This window comes from Microbacterium sp. MYb45 (assembly GCF_002979655.1).
Classification (GTDB): Bacteria; Actinomycetota; Actinomycetes; order Actinomycetales; family Microbacteriaceae; genus Microbacterium.
On record NZ_PCPG01000011.1, the window covers coordinates 88189 to 109778 of the forward strand.

General features: G+C 69.7%; 19 protein-coding genes and 1 pseudogene. 12 read left to right on the plus strand and 8 right to left on the minus strand.

Translation table 11 applies throughout. The annotated features are described in order from the left end of the window. Positions 1-43 precede the first annotated feature (43 nt). Positions 44-1324 carry a M23 family metallopeptidase gene (locus CQ034_RS15385; RefSeq protein WP_105711726.1) on the minus strand — a complete coding sequence of 427 codons (1281 nt, stop codon included), beginning with the start codon at positions 1322-1324 and terminating at the stop codon, positions 44-46. Between the two features lie 206 nt (positions 1325-1530). Here CQ034_RS15385 and CQ034_RS15390 point away from each other — a divergent pair, with 206 nt between their 5' ends. After that, positions 1531-2016 (plus strand): acyl-CoA thioesterase, encoded by a 486-nt coding sequence (locus CQ034_RS15390; protein ID WP_105711745.1) that lies wholly within the window; start codon positions 1531-1533, stop codon positions 2014-2016. On the opposite strand, the gene CQ034_RS15395 is transcribed toward CQ034_RS15390, so the two are convergent. Continuing rightward, positions 1950-3191: a PLP-dependent aspartate aminotransferase family protein gene (locus CQ034_RS15395; protein WP_258134234.1), complete on the minus strand. Its 1242-nt coding sequence runs from the start codon at positions 3189-3191 to the stop codon at positions 1950-1952. The two genes, CQ034_RS15390 and CQ034_RS15395, sit on opposite strands and share 67 nt — an antisense overlap. A 112-nt stretch (positions 3192-3303) precedes the next feature. Here CQ034_RS15395 and CQ034_RS15400 point away from each other — a divergent pair, with 112 nt between their 5' ends. Both CQ034_RS15400 and CQ034_RS15405 read left to right on the plus strand, forming a co-directional pair. After that, on the plus strand, positions 3304-3771 hold the full coding sequence (locus CQ034_RS15400) for an Lrp/AsnC family transcriptional regulator (protein WP_181156339.1): 468 nt from the start codon (positions 3304-3306) through the stop codon (positions 3769-3771). 64 nt (positions 3772-3835) lie between these two features. Beyond that, entirely contained in the window at positions 3836-5545 is a 1710-nt protein-coding gene (locus tag CQ034_RS15405) for an AMP-binding protein (protein ID WP_105711727.1), read from the plus strand. Between the two features lie 4 nt (positions 5546-5549). Here CQ034_RS15405 and CQ034_RS15410 read toward each other — a convergent pair whose 3' ends face one another. Together CQ034_RS15410 and CQ034_RS15415 are read right to left on the minus strand one after the other, a co-directional pair. Further along, positions 5550-5966, minus strand: a complete 417-nt coding sequence (locus CQ034_RS15410) for a hypothetical protein (protein ID WP_146114858.1) — start codon at positions 5964-5966, stop codon at positions 5550-5552. A gap of 137 nt (positions 5967-6103) precedes the next feature. After that, entirely contained in the window at positions 6104-7576 is a 1473-nt protein-coding gene (locus tag CQ034_RS15415) for an MATE family efflux transporter (protein ID WP_105711729.1), read from the minus strand. Between the two features lie 155 nt (positions 7577-7731). Here CQ034_RS15415 and cycA point away from each other — a divergent pair, with 155 nt between their 5' ends. Next, a complete protein-coding gene (gene cycA, locus CQ034_RS15420) occupies positions 7732-9207 on the plus strand; it encodes a D-serine/D-alanine/glycine transporter (RefSeq protein ID WP_105711730.1) in 1476 nt (491 codons plus the stop codon). A gap of 16 nt (positions 9208-9223) precedes the next feature. Here the strand turns inward: cycA and CQ034_RS15425 are convergent. From CQ034_RS15425 to CQ034_RS15440, 4 genes and pseudogenes are all read right to left on the minus strand, one after another. After that, positions 9224-9415: pseudogene (locus CQ034_RS15425) on the minus strand (DUF2871 family protein); the annotation flags it as partial. Positions 9416-9856: 441 nt separating this feature from the next. After that, complete coding sequence (locus CQ034_RS15430; RefSeq protein WP_105711731.1) at positions 9857-10480, minus strand: response regulator transcription factor; 624 nt, start codon at positions 10478-10480, stop codon at positions 9857-9859. Beyond that, on the minus strand, positions 10477-11787 hold the full coding sequence (locus CQ034_RS15435) for a histidine kinase (protein WP_105711732.1): 1311 nt from the start codon (positions 11785-11787) through the stop codon (positions 10477-10479). The genes CQ034_RS15430 and CQ034_RS15435 overlap by 4 nt, the downstream gene beginning before the upstream one ends. After that, on the minus strand, positions 11753-13885 hold the full coding sequence (locus tag CQ034_RS15440) for an MMPL family transporter (protein ID WP_105711733.1): 2133 nt from the start codon (positions 13883-13885) through the stop codon (positions 11753-11755). Before CQ034_RS15440 ends, CQ034_RS15435 begins: the two co-directional genes overlap by 35 nt. 200 nt (positions 13886-14085) lie before the next feature. Between CQ034_RS15440 and CQ034_RS15445 the strand changes: the two genes are divergently transcribed. The 8 genes from CQ034_RS15445 to CQ034_RS15480 all read left to right on the plus strand — a co-directional run bounded on the left by CQ034_RS15445 (position 14086) and on the right by CQ034_RS15480 (position 21573). Then, positions 14086-15072, plus strand: a complete 987-nt coding sequence (locus tag CQ034_RS15445; protein WP_105711734.1) for an aldo/keto reductase — start codon at positions 14086-14088, stop codon at positions 15070-15072. A gap of 30 nt (positions 15073-15102) precedes the next feature. Further along, the gene (locus CQ034_RS15450) at positions 15103-15756 is read left to right on the plus strand and encodes a YigZ family protein (protein WP_105711735.1); all 654 of its coding nucleotides are present in this window, start codon (positions 15103-15105) and stop codon (positions 15754-15756) included. 78 nt (positions 15757-15834) lie between these two features. Further along, positions 15835-16755 carry a J domain-containing protein gene (locus CQ034_RS15455; protein WP_105711736.1) on the plus strand — a complete coding sequence of 307 codons (921 nt, stop codon included), beginning with the start codon at positions 15835-15837 and terminating at the stop codon, positions 16753-16755. Positions 16756-16902: 147 nt separating this feature from the next. After that, a complete protein-coding gene (locus CQ034_RS15460) occupies positions 16903-17559 on the plus strand; it encodes a histidine phosphatase family protein (protein ID WP_258134235.1) in 657 nt (218 codons plus the stop codon). Between the two features lie 44 nt (positions 17560-17603). Then, positions 17604-18569, plus strand: a complete 966-nt coding sequence (locus tag CQ034_RS15465) for a squalene cyclase (RefSeq protein ID WP_105711737.1) — start codon at positions 17604-17606, stop codon at positions 18567-18569. Between the two features lie 78 nt (positions 18570-18647). Continuing rightward, on the plus strand, positions 18648-19070 hold the full coding sequence (locus CQ034_RS15470) for a Fur family transcriptional regulator (RefSeq protein WP_029264333.1): 423 nt from the start codon (positions 18648-18650) through the stop codon (positions 19068-19070). Between the two features lie 66 nt (positions 19071-19136). Then, the gene (locus CQ034_RS15475) at positions 19137-20606 is read left to right on the plus strand and encodes a catalase (protein WP_105711738.1); all 1470 of its coding nucleotides are present in this window, start codon (positions 19137-19139) and stop codon (positions 20604-20606) included. 166 nt (positions 20607-20772) lie between these two features. Next, complete coding sequence (locus CQ034_RS15480) at positions 20773-21573, plus strand: alpha/beta fold hydrolase (protein ID WP_105711739.1); 801 nt, start codon at positions 20773-20775, stop codon at positions 21571-21573. The last annotated feature ends 17 nt before the right edge of the window (positions 21574-21590 follow it).

Here is a 21590-nt window from a genome sequence, read left to right on the forward strand (position 1 = left end):
CGTCAGCCAGGAACCCGACCGGCTAACATGCTAGCTCCCTGCCCTAGTCGCAGGTCGGGACCATCGACTCGGTCGTCCCGATGTCGATGAAGCCATCGCTAATCCACTCACCGGTCGGAAGCCTGTCCCAGAGGTCCGTGGACTCCCCCGTGTATCCGGTCAGTTCGTCACCGCGTGCGGTGCAGACGATCTGCACCGTCTCGCCGATCTCGACCGTGCCGACGACGGGCGCATCGAGCCGAGGACCGCTGCGAAGGTTCACACTCGCGTTCGGGGCCTGCACCGTGCCCGTCGACAGTGCGGGATCCTCGTCCGCAGGCGGGTTCTCCGCGTCCGCAGGCGGGTTCTCCTCACCGGCAGGCGGGTTCTCCTCATCGGCAGGCGGGTTCTCCTCGCCGGGTGTGGTGCGTCCGTCGTTCAGAAGCTGTCCACCGACATCGACCCGCCAGCCGTCTTGTTCAGCCCAGCCCTCATAGTTCTCCGCGCCCGCGTGGAACACCCATCCCCCGATCTCGACACCATCCAGCGAGACGGGCTCGTCGCCCTTCAATAGGGAGAAGTGCACATGGGGCCCCGTGGTGTGTCCCCCGCACGGCAGCTCGTTCCCGATCTTCCCGATCGGAGTGCCGGCCTTGATCGGTGCACCATCCGGCATCTGCGTGACATCGACCATGTGGTAGTACGTCGTGCTGTAGCCGTTGTCGTGGACGATCTTCACGAGAGCACTGCTCGCGCTGACGCAGCTCTTGTAGATGACGCCGTCGCGGGGAGCGAGCACATCGCCCTCACCGCCGAAATCGACTGAGTTGCGCGCACCATCGCCGTTTCCGTCGTCCGTGTGGGGGCCACCGCCGAGATACCAGCTGTCCCCCGTTCGCCAGGGAAGGCTGAGCCCGGGTTTGACGGCGCCTTCGATGCCGCCTGCGGCGTGACCCTGAGCCTCGGCGAGGGTCTTGGCTTCACTGCGCGGGACGACATCGTCAGGGGCCTTCTGGGCGAGCGAGGCGAACGCGGCCGATCCTTCGAGTTCGACCTTCCAGTCACCATCGACCTTCTGGGCGACGAACAGCGTCATGCGCGGGTCCCCCGCCTCGAGAGTGGTGCCCGAGCCGAACGCCCACGTGTCTCCCGCGGTGTAGTCGCGAGGCTCCACGATCGGTTCATCCGCGATCTCACCGGGAGCCGCCGTGAGCGACTGCTGCACCGCAGCCCGCAGGTCAGGGCCGCGAGCCTCTTCCTGAGGGAGCGATTGTGTCGCGGGTGCGGTGAATGAGGCGGCGAGCGCGCCCACCGCGACGAGTCGCGCGATTCCGTTGCCGAACATGTTCGTTCCTTCCTTTCGTACCCCGGCGGATCATCCGCCGAGATGGTCACCGTACGAAACCGAAGGTTTGCATGCAGTAAACGACGCAGACCGGCGGGCATCGCTCTCGGCATCCGCTCCTCCCTCCTCGCCGGGACGCGCGACCGTGCTCTCCAGGAAAACCAGCCGTAACACCGCCGACTCACTGCCCGCCTACCCTCATGCTCATGGCGAAGCAGAAGACACCCGCGAACGAGAAGCCACCGGCGTGGTCGGAAGACGGACTCAACTTCCGCACCCGCAAGTGGGTGCGCCCCGAAGATCTCAACGCGAACGGCTCGCTGTTCGGCGGGAGCCTGCTGAAGTGGATCGACGAGGAGGCGGCGATCTACGCGATCGTGCAGCTGGGCAACTACCGCGCGGTCACCAAGCACATCTCGGAGATCAACTTCGAGGCGTCGGCGGTGCAGGGCGACCTGATCGAGATCGGCCTGCAGGCCACGCATTTCGGCACGACGTCATTGACGATGCGCGCGGTCGCCCGCAACATGATCACGCGCAGGCGCATCCTCACGATCGAGAAGATCGTGTTCGTCAGCCTCGACGACGACGGAGTGCCGACCCCGCACGGCTACCGCGAGATCACCTACGACCGCGACCGGATGCCGACCGAGCGCATCGCAACGGGCACGATCCGGCTTCCCTCACTCTGAGCGGCGACGGCCGCGAACGCCTGAGACAGATCGGCGATCAGATCGTCGACGTCTTCGAGGCCGATCGACAGACGCAGCACATCGGCGGCAGGACGTGCCTCGGGCGGCACCGGGCGGTGCGTGAGCGCGGCCGGATGCTGGATCAGCGAGTCGACCCCGCCGAGCGAGACCGCATGCGTGAACAGCGTCGTCGCCGTCGTGACGGCGGATGCCGCGGCGAACCCGCCCCGCATCCGCATCGCGATCATCGCGCCCGTGCCGCGCATCTGCCGCTCGAGGATGCCGCGCGGGTCTCCGTCGAGCCCCGGATAGAAGACCTCGGCGACCTCGGGACGATCGATCAACCACTGCACCACCCGCCGCGCACTCTCCTGCTGGTGCCGCACCCGCACCGGCAGGGTGGTGAGACCGCGGTGCAGCAGGTACGCCCCGAGCGGATGCAGGAGCCCCCCGGTCACCGCCCGCACGCGGCGCAGCGCCTCCGCGGTCTCTTCGCTGCAGGCGACGACTCCGGCGATGACATCGCCGTGGCCGCCGAGGTATTTGGTCGCGCTGTGCAGTGACATCGCGGCGCCCAGGTCGATCGGGTTCTGCAGGATCGGGGTCGCGAACGTGTTGTCGACCACCACCGGCACGGAACCCGCCTGGCGCACCACGTCAGCGATGTCGGCGATGTCGAGCGTGGGGTTCGCGGGTGTCTCGACGACCACGAGCCCGGTGTCGGACCGCATGGACGCGGCCACCTCGTCGGGGTGGCAGTACGTCGTCTCGACGCCGAGCAGACCGGACCCGAGCAGGTGGTCGGTGCCACCGTAGAGCGGACGCACCGCGACGACGTGGCGCGCGCCGGTCGCGCCGGTGTGCGCGAGGATCACGGCCGTCATCGCGGCCATGCCCGAGGCGAAGGCCACCGCGGCCTCGGCATGCTCGAGCTCGGCGAGCGCCTCTTCGAAGCGGGCGACGGTCGGGTTCCACAGCCGCGCGTAGACCATGCTGCCGTCGGCGGGCGGCCGGCCTCCCGTGGCCATGGCCTCGTAGGAGTCGCCTCCGCGCTCGATGTCGGGCAGCGGGTTCGTGGTCGACAGGTCGATCGGCAGCGCGTGGACCCCGAGACCCTCGAGATCGGAGCGCCCGCTGTGGACGGCGACGGTGTCGGGATGCAGCGGTGCAGTCATGCCTCCACGTTGCCGGAATCACGAGGAATCCGCAGGAACTCGACAGAGGCCGCCAGAAAATTGCCTCTGGACGCTATTCTGTGCAGCATCCGGCATCCGAAAGGCGAGCACCTTGGCGAAAGCGCAACTCGACGAGATCGACCTCGAACTGCTGGCGGTCCTCACCCGTGATGCCGAGACGACCAACAAGGCCCTGGCGCATCGGCTCGGCCTCGCCGAGTCGACGTGTGCGCACCGCGTGCGGGCGCTGCGCGAGCGGGGCGTGATCCGCGACACCCGCATCCGCATCGACGGGGCGGCCCTCGGCTTCCCCCTGCAGGCGATCATCAAGGTGCGCCTCGCCAATCACACCGGCGCCAAGGTGACGGCGCTGTTCGACGCACTCGCGAGCGTCCCGCGGGTGCTGCAGGTCTTCCATGTGGCAGGAGTCGACGACTTCCTGGTGCACGTGGCGGTCGAAGACGCGACCGCCCTCCGCGACATCGTGCTGGAGCACATCACGGTGCACCCGGTCGTGCGCGGCACCGAGACCCAACTCGTGTTCGAACTGCGCGACGGTCCGGGCGTGCTGCCGCGGTGACCCCGGGATCCGGATGACCTGCGCGAAGATGGAATGCACATCCGCACCGGAGCAAGGGAGCACCATGAGCCGCAGCGCCACCGCCGCCACGCACGCCATTCGCGAGATGCGGGACTTCCTCTTCACGAACGCCACCGACTACGCCGCAGCCCGCGCGGGGTTCGCCTGGCCCGAGGTCGACGAGTTCAACTTCGCGCTCGAGTGGTTCGACGTGATCGCGGCGGGGAGTCCGGATCGCCCTGCGGTGCAGATCGTCGAGGCCGACCTGAGCCTGCGCACCTGGACCTACGGCGAGCTCTCGACGCGCTCCGATCAGGTCGCGGCCTGGCTCACCGGTCTCGGCATCCGCCGCGGCGACCACGTGATCGTGATGCTCAACAACACGATCGAGCTGTGGGAGGTGATGCTGGCGATCACGAAGATCGGCGCCGTGTCGATCCCGACCTCGACCCTGCTCTCCGCCTCCGATCTCGCATACCGCGTCGAACACGGTCGAGCCGGCGCGGTCGTCACCCTCGGCCCGCTCGCCGATCGGCTCGCGGACATCGCCCCCGGCATCCTCCGCATCGGCGTCGGCGACGGCATCCCGGCGGAGTGGGCGCGCTTCACCGACTCGACCGACGCGCCGACCGCCTTCGAACCCGATGGGCCGACCGCCGCGACCGACACCGCGCTGCTCTACTTCACCTCGGGCACCACGAACCGGCCGAAGCTCGTGCAGCACACCCACGTCTCCTACCCGGTCGGGCACCTTTCGACCATGTGGTGGCTCGGCGTGCGCCCCGACGACGTGCACCTCAACATCTCGTCCCCCGGCTGGGCGAAGCACGCCTGGTCGAGCTTCTACTCCCCGTTCCTGGCCGAGGCGACCGTGTTCGTCTACAACTACGACCGCTTCGACGCGAACACCCTCATGCAGGTCATGGACACCCATCACGTGTCGACGTTCTGCGCGCCGCCTACCGTGTGGCGGATGTTGATCCAGGCCGACCTCGCGCGTCTCACCCACCCGCCGCGCGAACTCGTCGGAGCGGGCGAGCCGTTGAACCCCGAGGTCATCGACCGCGTGCGCGAGGCCTGGGGCGGCACGATCCGCGACGGGTTCGGACAGACCGAGATGACGGCCTGCATCGGCAACTCCCCCGGCCAGCCCGTCAAGGTCGGGTCGATGGGACGCCCGCTGCCCGGCTACCCCGTCGTACTGCTCGATCCGGTCACCGGAGAGATCGTCGAGGGCGAGGGCGAGATCGCGCTCGATCTGTCGCAGCCGCCGCTCGGACTCATGGCCGGCTACTACGACGACCCCGACAAGACGGCCGAGTCACGGGTGGGCGGGTTCCATCACACCGGCGACATCGCGGTGCGCGACGACGACGGCTACCTGACCTACATCGGTCGCTCGGACGACGTGTTCAAGGCCTCCGACTACAAGATCTCGCCCTTCGAACTCGAGTCCGTGCTGCTCGAGCACGACCTGGTGATCGAGGCGGCCGTGATCCCGAGCCCCGATCCGACGCGTCTGGCCGTGCCGAAGGCGTACGTCTGCCTGACCCCGGATGCCACCGACGGCACGGAAGACGCCGCCCGGGCGATCTTCACCTACGCGCACGAGCGACTGTCGTCGCACCTGTGGGTGCGGATCATCGAGTTCGTCCCCGAGCTGCCGAAGACGATCTCCGGGAAGATCCGCCGCGTCGAGCTGCGTGCGCGGGAAGCGGCACGGGTCGGATCCGGCGACGAGACCGGACAGCACCGCGACCGCGATTACCGCTGAGCACTCAGGACACGACGGGGATCGACGCCGTCGCGGCGGACTTCGTCGCGAGCGTCGGCTTCGACACCGTGGCGGGCTTGACCGTAGACGCGGCGCGCGGCAGTGCATCAGCCGCCGCCTCGTCGGTCCGCCCGGCTCCGGCCGCATTCACGATGGCCCGCACGACTCCGCCGATGACGAGCATCGCCACGAGCGAGGAGCACGCCAGTATCAGCGGCAACCACTGCTGTGCGAACGACGCGGTGAAACTCATCAGCGCGCCCACGATCCACACGCCGACCGCACCCCCGACGAGCCCTCCAGAGCTCCGGATGACCGCGACCGCAGCGACGATCGCACAGGCACCGGCGATGGCCGCACCCACGTACCCGATCGGCACCATCACCTCGGCCAAATCGTTGGCCACTCTCATTGTCGTCATGACGACCCCCCGGTCCAGCGGAAACTCCGCTACCTCGACACTAGAAGTGTGTCGCGGAAAGGCCATCCGTCTCAAGTCCCATCCGCATCATCCTGCAGACGGAGATCTCGCGGCGCCGATTCGGACGGGACGAGAGTTCAGCGGCGGCTCGTCCACCGCAGACGACGGGGGCGGACGACGCGCAACGGCTGGGTGACGACGGCATCCACGACCATCGAGCCGTCGGTCGGTCCGACGATCGCGATCGCCGAGGTCTCGGTGGCCTCGGCCGGTGCGACCGGAAGCCGTCCGAGCTCGCGGTGTGCCCGCACGTAGGCCGGGACCAGCAGCACGATGGCGCCCACCCAGGCGAGCGGGTTGCTCAGCGCGACGCCGTCGAACCCGATCCACGCGCCCAGCACGATGGCCGCGCCCACACGCATCACCAGCTCGATCACCCCGGTCACGGTGGGCACGAGTGTGTGGCCGAGTCCCTGCAGCGCGCCGCGCAGCACGAACAGCATGCCCAGCGCCCAGTAGCCGCAGCCGTTGATGATGAGCATCCGGTGAGCCATGTCGACGACGTCGTCCGACCCCGCACCGATGAACAGCCGCACCATGGGCGCGCCGAACGCGATCAGCAGGCCACCGAGCACCACACCGGCGGCGACCGCCATCCAGGTCGCCTCGACGACTCCGCGACGGATGCGGTCGGGGCGGCGGCCGCCGTGGTTCTGCGCGGCGTACATCGAGACCGCGAGGCCCAGCGACGACAGCAGCGCGACCGCGAGGCTGTCGACCCGGGAACCGGTCGTGTAAGCGGCGACGGCGTCGGCCCCGAGGGTGTTCAGCGCGACCTGCACCGTGAGTGTGCCGATCGCGATGATCGACGCCTGGAAGCCCATGGGCAGGCCGAGGCGCAGGTGCTCGGCGATGTCGTCCCCGGTGATCCGCCAGTCGGCACGACGCAGGTGCAGCATCGGCAGGCGCCGGCGGACGAACTCGAGGCAGAGCGCCACTGAGACGGCCTGTGCGACCACGGTCGCGAGAGCGGCACCGCCCACGCCCCATTCGAGAGGACCGACCATCAGCACGACGAGCCCGACGTTCAGCGCGCACGAGACGGTGAGGAACACCAGCGGCGTCTTGGAGTCGCCGATCGCGCGGATGATCGCGGAGAGGTAGTTGAAGAACATCGTCGCACCGGCACCGAGGAAGCTGATCTGCGTGAAAATCGTGGCTTCGGCCATCAGCTCCGGAGGCGTCTGCAGCAGGGTGAGGATCGGGCCGGCGAGGAGGGGGGCTGCGACCGTCAGGATCACGCTCGTGATGGCACTGAGGAACACACCCGTGGCCACCGAGCGGCGCACGGCCGCATCGTCCCGCGCACCGAAGGCCTGCGCGATGGGGATCGCGAATCCGCTCGTCAGACCCCAGGCGAAACCGAGCAGGAGGAACAGCAGGCTGCCGGTGGCGCCCACCGCCGCGAGGGAGGTGACGCCGAGGTGCCGTCCGACGACGATCGCGTCGGCGAACTGGTACAGCTGCTGCACCACGTTGCCGAGGAGCAGCGGGATGGAGAAGGCGAGGATGACGCGCCACGGGCGGCCCGTGGTGAGGGAGGTGGCCATGAAGGAGCGGCTCGCAGAACTGGGGGATGGATCAGGGCTCGAACAAGCCTATCGAATCGATTCGGCGGAGCGGTATCCCCGATCTCGATTCGGTTGCTCGGGGAGGGGAAAGGTACCGTCGGAGCCGAACTGTCGACGGAGACCGGAGGACGAGAGTGACGAAGCAGCACCCGGGGGGAACCGGAAGCACGCACGATGCCGATGCCGACGGGGAGGAGCAGCACCTGCGGCGAGCGCTGAGCAACCGCCACATCCAGCTGCTCGCGATCGGTGGAGCGATCGGAACCGGCCTGTTCATGGGCAGCGGCAAGACGATCTCGGTGGCGGGACCATCGGTGATCTTCGTCTACATGATCATCGGCTTCATGCTGTTCTTCGTCATGCGGGCGATGGGCGAACTGCTGCTGTCGAACCTCAAGTACAAGTCGTTCAGCGACTTCGCGAGCGACCTGCTCGGGCCGTGGGCAGGATTCTTCACCGGGTGGACCTACTGGTTCTGCTGGGTGGTCACCGGCGTCGCCGACGTGATCGCGATCGCGGGCTACACGGATGCGCTCATCCCCGGCGTCCCGCTGTGGATCCCGGGCGTCCTCGTGATCGTGATCCTGCTCGCCCTGAACCTGCCGACCGTCGCCGCGTTCGGCGAGATGGAGTTCTGGTTCGCGCTGATCAAGATCGTCGCGATCGTCGCCCTCATCGTCACCGGCCTGGTGATGATCTTCACCGGCTTCCAGCACGACGCGGGGACCGCCAGCTTCTCGAACCTGTGGGATCACGGCGGCATGTTCCCGCACGGCTTCATGGGCTTCGTCGCGGGATTCCAGATCGCGGTGTTCGCGTTCGTCGGCGTCGAGCTGGTCGGCACCGCGGCCGCCGAGACCAAGGACCCGAAGCGCAATCTGCCGAAGGCGATCAACGCGATCCCGATCCGCATCCTGCTGTTCTACGTGGGCGCACTCATCGTGCTGATGGCGGTGACCCCGTGGACGGAGTACGTCGCCGGCGAGAGCCCGTTCATCGCGATGTTCGCCCTCGCCGGGCTCGGCATCGCGGCGACGGTCGTGAACCTGGTCGTGCTGACCTCGGCGATGTCGAGCGCCAACTCCGGCATCTACTCGACCTCGCGCATGGTGTTCGGCCTCGCGCAGGACGGCGACGCCCCGCGGATCTTCGGCCGACTCTCGCGCCGCCGCGTGCCGCAGAACGCCCTGTTCCTCTCGTGCATCCTGCTGCTCTCCGGCGTCGTGCTGCTCTACGCGGGCAAGGACATCGGCACGGCCTTCGACATGGTGACCACGGTCTCGGCGCTGTGCTTCATGTTCGTGTGGACGATCTTCCTGTGCAGCTACCTCGTGTACCGGCGCACCCGCAAGGACAAGGTCGCCGCGTCGACGTTCCGGATGCCGGGCGGGGTGTTCATGGTCTACGTGGTGCTCGCGTTCTTCGTGTTCGTCCTGTGGGCGCTGACCACGCAGCCCGACACGCTGACCGCGCTGCTGGTCACACCGATCTGGTTCGTGCTCCTGTTCGTGGCGTGGCTGTTCGTGCGGAGGTCGCCGCACCACCTGGCCCGGCACGCCGCGCACATCGCGCACATGCGCGACGACTCGGTCGAGGCGGACACGGACTGAGCTCCGGCCGCCTCGGTCAGGCGGCGACGGCGGAACCGACGGCTACGGCGGACGCGGCGGGCTTCGCGACGAACAGGCGCTTGCGCAGGGCGAGGAACAGCAGCACCATCCCGGCACTGAGCAGGATGTGCCCGAGGCCCGCGATGCCGGCGATCATCGCGGAGGACTCCTGGCCGAGCACCGTGAGCGAGCCGTGCCAGACCATCATGGTCTGATTCCAGCCTCGGCGCAGTGGCCTCGGCAGGGATCCATCGAACGGTTGAGATGCGCGGCGCTCGACGTGACCACCAGGCGCGCAGAGGGCCGACACTGCTATCAGCGCCGGCCCTCAGAGCAAACGATTCCCTTACTTGAATCGGTCATCCTGCTGACTGCGAGAGCCAACCAGCCGCCGGAGGGCGGCACCGACAAACCACAGCAGCGCTGCGACGATCACCACAGATCCGAGAAGGGTGGGGATGGAGAATCCGACGACCATCTGCTCAGCTCCTACGAGTGAATTTGGAACGACCCGCCCCTGTAGCTGAAAGTGGCGTCCGCAGTAACATGACACATTCTATTCCCCCAGGCAGATCTCCGCCGGTGCTCGATAGCACCACGATGTGGGATCTCCGCCCGCTGCGGCCGTCCTAGGACTGAGGACGACGGCTCAGAGGAGCCCGGTGTCGCGGGCGATCGCGATGGCGCGGGCACGGCTGTCGGCGCCGAGCTTCTCGAACACGTGCACGAGGTGCGTCTTCACGGTGGCCTCGGTGACGAACAGGGTCTTCGCGATCTCGCGGTTCGATGCGCCGGTATCGAGCAGCCGGAGTACGTCGAGCTCGCGGTCGGTGAGCCGCACCCGCGGCGCGCGCATGACCTGCACGACCCGCTCGCTGAGCTCGGGGGTGAGCACGAGTCCGCCGGAAGCGGCCTGGCGGATCGCCCGCACGATGTCGTCCGGCGCGACATCCTTGAGCAGGTACCCCGCCGCTCCCGCCTCGATCGCACCGAGGATCTCGGCGTCGCGGTCGAACGTCGTCAGGATCAGCACGGCGGGTGCCGGATGCTGGGCACGAAGCGCGGCGGTCGTCTGCACGCCGTCCATGCCCGCGCCGAGCCGCAGATCGCAGAGCACGACGTCAGGATGCAGGTGCCGGGCGAGAACCACGGCCTCCTCTCCGGAAGCCGCCTCGCCGATCACCTCGACGTCGTCGCGGTTATCGAACAGCGAGCGCACCCCGGCCCGGACGATGGGGTGATCGTCGACGAGCAGCACACGCACGGCGGTCATGCCTCACCCTCCGTTCCACGCCTCACCGATGCGGCACCGCCGAGCGGGACGTGCGCAGAGAGCGCGGTGCCGTCGCCCGGGGCGCTCTCCACATCGAGCCCTCCGCCGAGTTCCCGCAGCCGTGCCCGCATCGAGCGCAGTCCGTAGCCGCCACCCTGGCCGCCGACGCCGCCCTGCGCGTCCCAGTGCCTCGCGTCGAACCCGATCCCGTCGTCGACGATGTCGAGCCGCACCGCATCGCCGGCATCGGCCAGGGTCACCACCACGCGCGACGCGGATGCGTGGGAGCGGACGTTCGCGAGGGCCGACTGCGCCGTCCGCAGCAGGGCGACCTCGGCGTCGATGCCGAGCGCCGGTAGGTCGTCGTCGTCGTGCAGGGTCGCCTCGATCCCGGTCTCCTCGCCCAGGCGCTCCAGCATCCGGGCGAGCGCGTCGCCGAGGGCCGTGGATTCGAGTTCGGCCGGCATCAGCGCGTTCACGATGCGTCGCGCATCCGCCAACCCCTCCGCGGCGAGCGCCCCGATCTGCTCGAGGGCACGGGTGCGCTGCGCGGGATCGTCCGCCTCCAGGGCCGAGCGCGCCAGCATCCCGATCGACGACACGCTCTGGGCCACGGTGTCGTGGATGTCGCGCGACACCCGGGTGCGCTCCTCACTCGCGCCGGACTCGCGCTGGGTGCGGGCGAGCTCGTCCTGGAGCGCCGACATCTCCTCCTGGGTCGCGACGAGCGAGGCGATCAGTCGACGGCGCTCCCGTCCGTCGCGGACGAGCTCGAGGTACCCGCGCGAGATCCCCAGCGCGAAGACGCCGCCCACGAGGGGCCCGATCACGTTCGCGTAGGTCGTGGTGCCGGTGTGCAGCAGCGGGGCGGTCACCACGACCGCGAGGATCGCCGCGCTGAGCAGCAACGCCCACCGCAGTCGCATCACGAATCCGGCCAGCAGCCACAGCGGGAAGGCGAGCCACACGAACTCCGGCGAGACGACGACCGCGCCGAGCCAGATGAGCGTCAGCCCGAGCAGCCACCAGGTCGCCAGACGACGATCCGAGATGCGCTCGCTGAGCAGCAGCCCGCCGCCGTACCAGCCGAGGAACACGAGCGAGAGGGCGAGGACCCACGGCAGCGGAACCCCGTCGACGGCCGCACGCCACGCGCCGATCACGAGCAGCACGACCGTGATCACGGCCTGCCCGATCCGGATCGACCCGACCAGGCTCGCCCAGGTACGTGGTGCGCGGAAGCCGGCCGCCCGCTCGTCACGGGCGGTGCGCTCAGCTCGCGTCGGGAGAGGTGGCGACTGCGGCATCCTCGTATTCTCCCCCGTGCGGCCGATCTGCACTCCGATCGGCGCGGGATCCGCCCCTCCCGACCTTCCCCGGCCACCACATCCGCTCCCCGACGATCGCGAACAGCGCGGGGACCACCAGGGTGCGCACGACGAAGGTGTCGACGAGCACCCCGATCCCGACGATGAGTCCGATCTGTCCGAGCGTGACCAGGGGCAGCAGCCCGAGCGCGGCGAACACGGCCGCGAGCACGACGCCGGCGCTGGTGATCACGCCGCCCGTCGCCGTGAGCGCACGCACCATCCCCTGCCGCGTGCCGACCGTCAGCGCCTCGACGCGCGCCCGATGGACCAGGAAGATCGTGTAGTCGATGCCGAGCGCCACCAGGAACAGGAACGACAGCAGCGGGACCTGCAGGTCGAGCGCGTCCCATCCGAACACCACCCGGCTCAGCCAGGTGCCTGCGCCGATCGCCGCGACCGCGCTGAGGATGTTCACCGCGAGCAGCAGCACGGGCGCCACCAGGGAACGCAACAGCACGATGAGCACGAGCAGACTGACCGCGAGCACGAGCGGGACGATCAACAGCAGGTCGCGTTGATTGCCCTCGCGGGCGTCGAGATCCGCCGCGACCGGGCCACCCACCACGGCGTCGGCATCCGGCACCGTGACCGCGGCCTCGCGCACGGCGCTCACCAGATCGAGGCTCTCGGTGGTTCCCGGAGCCGGTTCACCGACGACGAGCAGCCGCGTGAGGGCTCCGTCGGCGCTCTCCCCCGTCGCGGACACCCGGAGCACACCCGGCACGTCTTCGACGGCCTCGGTCAGCGCCTCGGTCTCAGCCGTGTCGCCGATCACGATCATCGGCTGCGCCTCGCCCGCGGGGAAGTGCTCGCCGAGCACGGTGAGCCCTGCCGCCGACTCGGACTCGACGCGGAACTTCTCGACCTGCGTGAGACCGACGGACACGCCGGCGAGGCCTCCGGCGAGGACGCCGAGCAGCGCGAGCCCACCGACCAGCGGCACCCAGGGGCGCCGGGAGACGCGTTCGGCGACGGCGCCCCACACTCGACCGGTCGCGGCGCCACCGCCCACGCGCGGGGCGAACGGCCAGAAGAGGCGGCGGCCGCACACGGCGAGAGCCGGCGGAAGCACCAGCAGCACCGCGGCGAGCGCGATCAGCAGGCCCACCGCCGAAGCGATCCCGAGTCCGCGGGTGCCGGGAATCACCGCGAGGGCGAGCGTCGAGAGGGCGAGGACCACGGTGACGTTCGAGGCGACGATCGCGGGCACGGTCGCACGCCAGGCGGCGACCAGTGCGCGCCGGTGGTCGGTGTCGAGCGCGAGCTCTTCGCGGTAGCGCGAGATGAGGAGCAGGGCATAGTTCGTCCCGGCGCCGAAGACGAGGACGCTCACGATCCCGGAGTCGAACTGCAGGCCGAGCCCCGCCCCGATAGCCGCCGTCGCCTTGTTCGCCAGCTGGTCGGCGAGCGCGACCACCACGAGCGGGATCATCCAGAGCACGGGCGAGCGGTAGGTGACGATGAGCAGGAGCGCGACGATCCCGAGCGTCACCATCAGCAGCGTGAAGTCGGCACCATCGAACGCGGAGGCGACGTCCACCCCGAACGCGGGGCCACCGGTGACCTGCACCGTCACACCGTCGATCGGATGCTGCGCCACCGTGTCGCGCAGGCCGTGCACGGCGTCCGCGGCGGCATCGTCCTTGTTCTCGTCCAGCGTCAGCGTCGCCTGGACGACCGCGGCCTCCCCGTCGTCGCTGACGATCGGACCGTGTGGATCGTGCCCGGTCTCTGCTCCGACGTCGGCCGCGAGGGAGCCGAGTGCCGCGAGGTCTGCGTCGCCGAGCTGTCCGCCGTCGTCTCGAGCCGCGACCAGCAGCACGGTGTGCTCGTCCGCGTCGGGGAACTGCTCGGCGAGGGCCGCCGCTCGAGCGGACTCCGAGTCCGGAGGGGCGACGTCGCTGCCGGCGGGCAGAGACGCGCGACCAAGGGCACCGAGGAGGGCGGTGAACGCCACCACCGCGATCAGCAGGGAGATCCACCCGCCGCGTCGAGAGGTGAGCCACAGAGGGAGGGAGCGGAGGGTGCGGAGCATGGATCCAGTCCAGCCGCGACGGCGCCGAGGAGGATCGGGCAGGAGGGTGAGACGCGTCTCCATCGTTCGATGGATGCCCGCGCCGCCGGAGGGTCGCGGTCAGAGGGGTTCCGTCAGGCCCTCCCTCGTCGCGACCACCGGGCGTAGCGTCGGTTCCACAGTCGCGGATCGCACCCGCGGCGAAGACGAAAGGGCAGCTCATGCACACACGCACTCTCGGACAGGGCCTCCAGGTCTCGGCGGTCGGACTCGGCTGCATGGGGATGTCGCAGAGCTACGGCCCGAACCCCGGCAGCCGCGAAGACATGATCGCCGTGCTCCGGTCGGCGGTCGACCACGGCGTGGACTTCTACGACACCGCCGAGGTGTACGGCCCGTACGTGAACGAGGAGCTCGTCGGCGAGGCCCTCGAGCCGATCCGCGACAGGGTCGTCATCGCGACCAAGTTCGGGTGGGACATCCAGGAGGGGAAGAGTGTCGGGCTGAACAGCCGACCCGACCAGATCCGCCGGGTGGCCGAGGCATCGCTGCGGAGTCTGCGGACCGATGTGATCGACCTCTTCTACCAGCATCGCGTCGACCCCGACGTGCCGATCGAAGACGTGGCCGGCACCGTGGGCGAGCTGATCGCCGAGGGCAAGGTGCGCCACTTCGGGCTCTCCGAGGCTTCGGCCGACACCATCCGCCGCGCCCATGCCGTGCACCCGGTCACGGTGCTCCAGAGCGAATACTCGCTGTGGACCCGCGAGCCGGAGGCGGAGGTCCTACCGGTGCTCGCCGAGCTCGGCATCGGGTTCGTGCCCTTCAGCCCGCTCGGCAAGGGATTCCTGACCGGCACGGTCGACACCGCGGCGGACTTCGCAGCCGGTGACATCCGCGCCACCATCCCGCGCTTCACGGCCGAGAACCGGGCGGCGAACCAGGCGCTCGTGGCGCACGTCGCCGAGCTGGCCGCGACGAAGGAGGCCACCCCGGGCCAGATCGCCCTCGCCTGGCTGCTCGCCCAGCAGCCGTGGATCGTGCCGATCCCTGGCACCCGGCGCACCGCGCGCATCGCGGAGAACGCGGGCAGCACCGCCGTCGCGCTCTCCGCCGACGAGGTCGCCGACTTGTCGACCCTGGCCACGCGCATCGGTGTGGCCGGCGACCGCTACAACCCGCAGCAGATGGCGTTCGTCGACCGGTGAGCCGCCGTCGGCCTCGGTATCGTGAGGCGGGTGACCCCCGCCCGCAGCTACCCCGCGACCATCGCGGCCGCGGTCGAGCACGAGACGGTCATCCGCAAGTCGCGCTTCCTCACCCGCGTCGAACCCGTCTCGTCGGTCGAGCAGGCCGAAGCGGTGATCGCCGGCATCCGCAAGCGGGCCTGGGACGCGAACCACAACTGCACCGCGATGATCACCGGTCTGCTCGGTGATCAGGCGCGATCGTCGGATGACGGAGAGCCCTCGGGCACCGCGGGCATCCCGATGCTGGAGGTGCTGCGGCGCCGGGAGCTGACCGACGTGGTCGCGGTGGTGACACGGTACTTCGGCGGTGTGAAGCTCGGAGCGGGCGGTCTCGTGCGCGCTTACTCCTCGGCGGTGTCCGAGACGCTCGACCTGGCGACCCTGGTGCGGCGTGCGGCGCTCCGACAGGTGACGCTCGAGGTGCCGCATGCGGATGCCGGGCGCTACGACAACCTGCTGCGCGACTGGGCGGGGCATCACGGTGCGACGCTGGGCGAGCCGACCTACGCGGCGATTGCCACGCTCGAGCTGTGGGCGCCCGAGGCGGAGCTTCCGAGGCTCACCGATGACCTGGCCGCAGCATCCGCCGGTGCGGTCGTCCCCGTGCTGGGCGTCGAGCGCATCGTCGACGTCCCCGACTGAACCATCGAGGCCGGCGGGATCGGCGAAACCACAAGGATCGGCGGATATCCTGGATGCCGCGGTCGCGGAGGGAGAGCGATGTTCGACAGTCCGCTCTCGGCTTCGGCCTACGAGATCCTCGAGGTCGACCCCGGCGTCGACGACGTCGAGCTGCGCCGCGCCTACCGTCTGCGCCTGCGTCAGACCCACCCCGACACCGGTGGCGACGCGGCGATCTTCATCCAGGTGCAGCGCGCCTGGGAGCTGATCGGCACCGCCGAGGGTCGCGCCGCCTACGACCGCCGGACCGGTGTGACCCACGAGGCGGGCTCCGAGTGGAGCGGGTGGCGTCCGCCGCCGACCCGCACCGACACGCGCCCGCGGGCCCGGTCGTACGGCCACCCCGGCGGCTGGCGCCGCGAGCGCTATCTCGACCTCATCCGCGAATGGGCGGGGCGCGGCGTCGAGGTGCCCGATCCCTACGACCCCGCGCTCGTGCGCTCGGCGCCGCGTGACCTGCGCCGGCTCCTCGCCGACGCCCTGGCGGAGGAGGCCACCGCCCGCACGGTGTCCGACCTGGGCATGGGCTACACGGTGTGGCACGACGTCGCCGCCGGAGCCGATGCCGACGACAAGCTCGACCACGTGGTGCTGGGCCCCTCGGGCCTGTACGGCGTGATGTCGGAGGACTTCGGCGGGGTCGTCGGCTTCCGTCGCGGCGAGATCACGGGACCGAGCCTCGGCACCCGCGCGCCCGTGACCGCCGCGCTCGGGCGGATGCGCACGGTGGCCAAGGCCGCCCGCGTGAAGTTCGGCGGTGCGATCATCGTGCTCCCCGACGACGACCTCTCCCAGGCGGTCACCCCGCTCGGCACGACCCGCGGCGTCCCGGTCGTGGTGGTTCGGCGCAGCGCGCTCGCGATGGTGCTGCGTCAGGGCGTTCCACAGGCGCGGGCCATCGGCGGCAACGAGCTGTTCGACGTGCGCACCCGACTGCAGCAGACCGTCCGCTTCGTCTGACCCGGTGGCCGGCCCCGCCCCGACCCGTCCAGCCCCGACGATTCGCCGAGTCCAGGACGATCCGCCGAGAGGTCCGAGGGGATTCCTCGGCGAATCGTCACCCCATCGGCGAATCATCCGAGGGCCGGCGGGGGTTACGGTGTCGTTGTGCCTGCACGCGAACCGATACTCGAACACCCCATCTCCGAAGCACCGGCCGGAAAGCTGGTGCTCCTGCGCCACGGCGAGACCGAATGGTCGCGGACCGGGAGGCACACGGGGCTCACCGACATCCCCCTCACGGCGCGCGGCGAGGATCTGGCCCGTCGCGCGGGTGCGCTCGTGGCGGACTACGACTTCTCGCTCGTTCTGACGTCTCCGCTCGTGCGGGCGCAGCGCACCGCGGAGCTCGCGGGCCTGCACGCCGAGATCGATCCGCTGCTCGTCGAGTGGGACTACGGCGGATACGAGGGTCGCACCACGAAGGACATCCGTGCGGAGCTCGGCTACGGCTGGAGCACCTTCACCCACGGCGTGATCCCCGGGCGCACCCCCGGCGAGACCGTGGAAGAGGTCGCCGCGCGGGCGTCGCGGGTGCTCACGCGGGTGCTGCCGGCGATGTCGCAGGGAGACGTCGCGCTGGTCGCGCACGGCCACTTCCTGCGCATCCTGACGGCGGTGTACCTGCGGCTCGCTCCGCGCTTCGGCGCCCAGATCAGCCTGGATGCCGGATCGGTGTCGGTGCTCGGCTTCGCGCGCGAGCAGCCCGCCATCCTGTCGTGGAACTACGGCCCGGAGCTGCCTTCGGCACCCGCCGAATCCTGACGCGACGGGTATGCGCGCGCCGCACCGAGGAGTAGCGTGCCCGCATGGCGATCACGACGGAGACGATGCAGTGGCTGCTCGACGGTGACCCTGCGCTGCGCTGGCAGGTGGAGCGCGACCTGCTGCGGGAGCCCGAGCAGGTGTGGCAGGCGACGCGCGCCCGGGTGGCGACCGAAGGATTCGGCGCCGCTCTCCTCGCTCGACAGGACGACGACGGCCAGTGGGCCGGCGGCGCCTTCTTCCCGGCGGGCTTCTTCGGCAGCCCGGAGGCCGAGGAGCCGGGGCAGCCGTGGACGGCCACGACCTGGTCGCTGAACGATCTGCGCGAGTGGGGCGTGGATGCCGCCGTGCTCGGCGACACCGCGGAGCGGCTGGCGCGGAACAGCCGGTGGGAGTACGACGACCTGCCCTATTGGGGCGGCGAGGTCGACGTGTGCATCAACGCCTACACGCTGGCGAACGGCGCCTGGCTGGGGGCGGACGTGGCCGCCCTCGCCCGATGGTTCCCCGCTCACCGCCTCGACGACGGCGGGTGGAACTGCGAGGCGGAGGAGGGCGACTCGGTGCGGTCGTCGTTCCACTCCACGCTCAACGCCCTGCGCGGGATGCTCGCCTACGAGCGACTCACCGGCGACACGTCGTTGCGCGAGGCGCGGCACTCGGGCGAGGAGTATCTGCTGCGGCGTCGGCTGCTGTACCGCGACTCGACCGGCGAGCAGGTCGGCCCGTTCGTGGGGCGCTTCGTGTATCCGAGTCGTCACCGGTACAGCGCGCTGACGGCCCTGGACCACTTCCGCGAGGTGTCACTCGTCGAGGGCGGCGCACCCGACGACCGGATCGCGGATGCCGTCGAGCTGGTCCGCGCCGCGCGACGGGCGGACGGCACGTGGACGCAGACCACTCCGCTCGCCGGGCGCACCTGGTTCCCGGTCGATGCCGGGGAGGGTCATCCCTCCCGCTGGCTGACACTCCTCGGCACCCGCGTGCTCGACTGGGCCGGACGCGCCTGAGTCGAGGCCGCACCCCGCGGCGCAGCATCCTGATATGCGTTCTTTTGAGTTATTCAAATAACGGGGTACACTCGAGGCATGGAGACAGAACTCGACTCGGCGCTTCGCGTTGCCGGGCTTCGGGCGACCGCGGGCCGCGTCGCCGTTCTCGAGGCTCTCGACTCCATGGCCCATACGGATGCGGAGCGGGTCTACCGCGCCGTGTCCGAAGTGCTGCCGACCACGTCGATCCAGTCGGTGCACAACATCCTCGCGGACCTGACGACGGCGGGCCTCATCCGCCGGATCGAACCGGCAGGTTCCGCGGCGCTCTATGAGCGGCGCATCGACGACAACCACCACCACGTCGTCTGCACCTCCTGCGGTGCGGTCGGCGATGTGGACTGCGTCGTCGGCGAAGCGCCGTGTCTCACCCCGTCCTCGACGGGCGGATTCACCGTCCAGACCGCCGAGGTCACCTTCTGGGGCCTCTGCCCCAGCTGCCAGAACGCCGCGCAATAGCCGACCGCCCACCGCCCATCCACGGATGGGGGTATTCGTCGCGCCTGCACGGAGAAGGAGAGAACCATGACGAAACCTGCTGATTCGCACCGTCCGTCCACCACCACGCAGGCCGGAGCCCCGATCGTGAGCGACGAGCATTCGCTGACGGTCGGCCCCGACGGACCCACGGTCCTGCACGACCACTACCTGGTCGAGAAGCTCGCGGCGTTCAACCGCGAGCGCGTGCCGGAGCGCAACCCGCACGCGAAGGGCGGCGGCGCCTTCGGCGAATTCGTCGTCACGGAAGACGTGTCGGCGTACACCCGCGCCGCGGTCTTCCAGAAGGGCGCGAAGAGTGAGGCGCTCATCCGCTTCTCGACGGTCGCCGGCGAGCAGGGTTCGCCCGACACCTGGCGCGACGTGCGCGGGTTCTCGCTGCGTCTGTACACGGAAGAGGGCAACCTCGACATCGTCGGCAACAACACCCCGACATTCTTCCTGCGCGACGCGATCAAGTTCCCGGACTTCATCCACTCCCAGAAGCGCCTCGGCGACTCGGGTCTGCGCGACCCCGACATGCAGTGGGACTTCTGGACGCTCTCTCCCGAGACCGCGCACCAGGTCACCTACCTCATGGGCGACCGCGGCCTCCCGCGCAGCTGGCGGCACATGAACGGTTACGGCTCGCACACCTTCTCGTGGGTGAACGAAGCCGGTGAGCTCTTCTGGATGCGCTACCACTTCGTCTCGAACCAGGGCGTCGAGGCGATGGGCGCCGAGGAGGCGCAGCAGCTCGCCGGATCCGACGCCGACTTCTACCGCCGCGACCTGTTCGACTCGATCGCCCGCGGCGACCACCCCTCCTGGGATCTGTACGTGCAGATCATGCCGTACGGCGAGGCGAAGGACTACCGGTTCAACCCGTTCGACCTCACCAAGACCATCTCGCTCAAGGACTACCCGCGCATCAAGGTCGGCACGCTGACCCTGAACCGGAATCCGGAGAACTTCTTCACGCAGATCGAGCAGGCCGGCTTCTCGCCCAGCAACCTGGTGCCCGGCACCGGGCTCTCGCCGGACAAGATGCTGTTGGGCCGCATCTTCGCGTACCCCGATGCCCAGCGTCACCGCATCGGTCCGAACTACAACCAGCTGCCCGTGAACCAGCCGCACGCGGCCGAGGCGCGCAACTACCAGCACGAAGGTTCGATGCGGTACCAGCACAACGACGCCGCACACCGCACCTACCACCCGAACTCGTTCGGCGCAGCCGGGGGCCCCGAGGCGGATCCGACCGTGGCGCTCGAGGCGAACTGGGAGGCCGACGGCCAGCTCGTGCGCTCGGCGGCCACGCTGCACGCCGAGGACGACGACTTCGGCCAGGCGGGCACGCTCTACCGTGAGGTCTTCGACGGCGAGCAGCGAGCGCGGTTCCTCGAGACCCTCACCGGGCAGGGCCGCTCCATCACCATCGACGACATCCGCGAGCGGTTCTTCCAGTACTGGACGAACGTGGATGCCGAGCTCGGCGCAGCCCTGCGGGATCGGGTCTGATCCGCGCCATCCGCTGAGACCCCGTCTTCGCGCCGAGACCCCCTCCTGCCCACGTCGGCAGGAGGGGGTCTCGGCGTTACAGCGGGGTCTCGGGGTTGGAGGCCGGGTCTCGGCGCAGGGGCGCGGGAGCAGCACCCCTGACGCGGAACAGGGCCAAGATGGAAGGGTGGCCACCCCCCTCTCCGACCTGACCAGCATGCCCGACCCGCAGCACGTGTACGCCGCCGACGGCACACGCCTGGCGACGTACACCTGGGGCGATCCGGATGCTCCCGTCGTCGTGATCGTGCACGGATTCGCGTCGAGCGCCCGCGACAACTGGGCCCTCACCGGCTGGGTGCGCGAGCTCGACCGCGCCGGCTACCGGGTGCTCGCGCTCGATCAGCGTGGGCATGGGCGCAGCGAGAAGCCGCACGATCCGGAGGGGTACCGCATCCGGACACTGGTGACCGATGTCGAGACCGTGATGGACACGTACCTCGTGGACGACGCGTTCTACGTCGGCTACTCGCTCGGAGCCCGCGTGGGCTGGGAAGTGGTGCGCGAGCTGCCCCACCGCATCGGCCGGGCGGTGCTCGGCGGAGTGCCGGACGGCATCCCCCTGGCCCGCCTCGACCTGGACCAGGTGCGGGCGTACATCGCCGACGGCACCCCGGTCGCCGACCCCACGACGCAGAACTACATCGCGCTGACGGAGCGGGTACCCGGCAACGACCTGCAGGCACTGGTCGCGCTCGCGGAAGGGATGCGGTCGTCAGGGATGATCGACCCCGATCCATCGGATGCGCCGACGCGCCCGATCCTGTTCGCCACGGGTTCGAAGGATGCCATCATCGAGGGTTCACGGGCACTGGCGTCCGCGGCCCCCGACGGTCGCTTCTTCGAGATCCCGAACCGGAACCACTTCAACGCTCCGGGATCGCGGGACTTCAAAGAAGCGGCGCTGGCGTTCCTCTCCGAGGCGTAGCCGCCCGCCCGCTCGCC

Bases quoted from the DNA above. Each gene is read 5' to 3' on its own strand.
- CQ034_RS15465 (WP_105711737.1), top strand. From the start codon at position 17,604: ATGGCGATCACGACGGAGACGATGCAGTGGCTGCTCGACGGTGACCCT.
- CQ034_RS15470 (WP_029264333.1), top strand. From the start codon at position 18,648: ATGGAGACAGAACTCGACTCGGCGCTTCGCGTTGCCGGGCTTCGGGCG.
- CQ034_RS15475 (WP_105711738.1), top strand. From the start codon at position 19,137: ATGACGAAACCTGCTGATTCGCACCGTCCGTCCACCACCACGCAGGCC.
- CQ034_RS15385 (WP_105711726.1), bottom strand. From the start codon at position 1,324: ATGTTCGGCAACGGAATCGCGCGACTCGTCGCGGTGGGCGCGCTCGCC.
- CQ034_RS15440 (WP_105711733.1), bottom strand. From the start codon at position 13,885: ATGCTCCGCACCCTCCGCTCCCTCCCTCTGTGGCTCACCTCTCGACGC.
- CQ034_RS15430 (WP_105711731.1), bottom strand. From the start codon at position 10,480: ATGACCGCCGTGCGTGTGCTGCTCGTCGACGATCACCCCATCGTCCGG.
- CQ034_RS15445 (WP_105711734.1), top strand. From the start codon at position 14,086: ATGCACACACGCACTCTCGGACAGGGCCTCCAGGTCTCGGCGGTCGGA.
- CQ034_RS15405 (WP_105711727.1), top strand. From the start codon at position 3,836: ATGAGCCGCAGCGCCACCGCCGCCACGCACGCCATTCGCGAGATGCGG.
- CQ034_RS15455 (WP_105711736.1), top strand. From the start codon at position 15,835: ATGTTCGACAGTCCGCTCTCGGCTTCGGCCTACGAGATCCTCGAGGTC.
- CQ034_RS15435 (WP_105711732.1), bottom strand. From the start codon at position 11,787: ATGCCGCAGTCGCCACCTCTCCCGACGCGAGCTGAGCGCACCGCCCGT.
- CQ034_RS15390 (WP_105711745.1), top strand. From the start codon at position 1,531: ATGGCGAAGCAGAAGACACCCGCGAACGAGAAGCCACCGGCGTGGTCG.
- CQ034_RS15410 (WP_146114858.1), bottom strand. From the start codon at position 5,966: ATGACGACAATGAGAGTGGCCAACGATTTGGCCGAGGTGATGGTGCCG.
- CQ034_RS15395 (WP_258134234.1), bottom strand. From the start codon at position 3,191: ATGACTGCACCGCTGCATCCCGACACCGTCGCCGTCCACAGCGGGCGC.
- CQ034_RS15415 (WP_105711729.1), bottom strand. From the start codon at position 7,576: ATGGCCACCTCCCTCACCACGGGCCGCCCGTGGCGCGTCATCCTCGCC.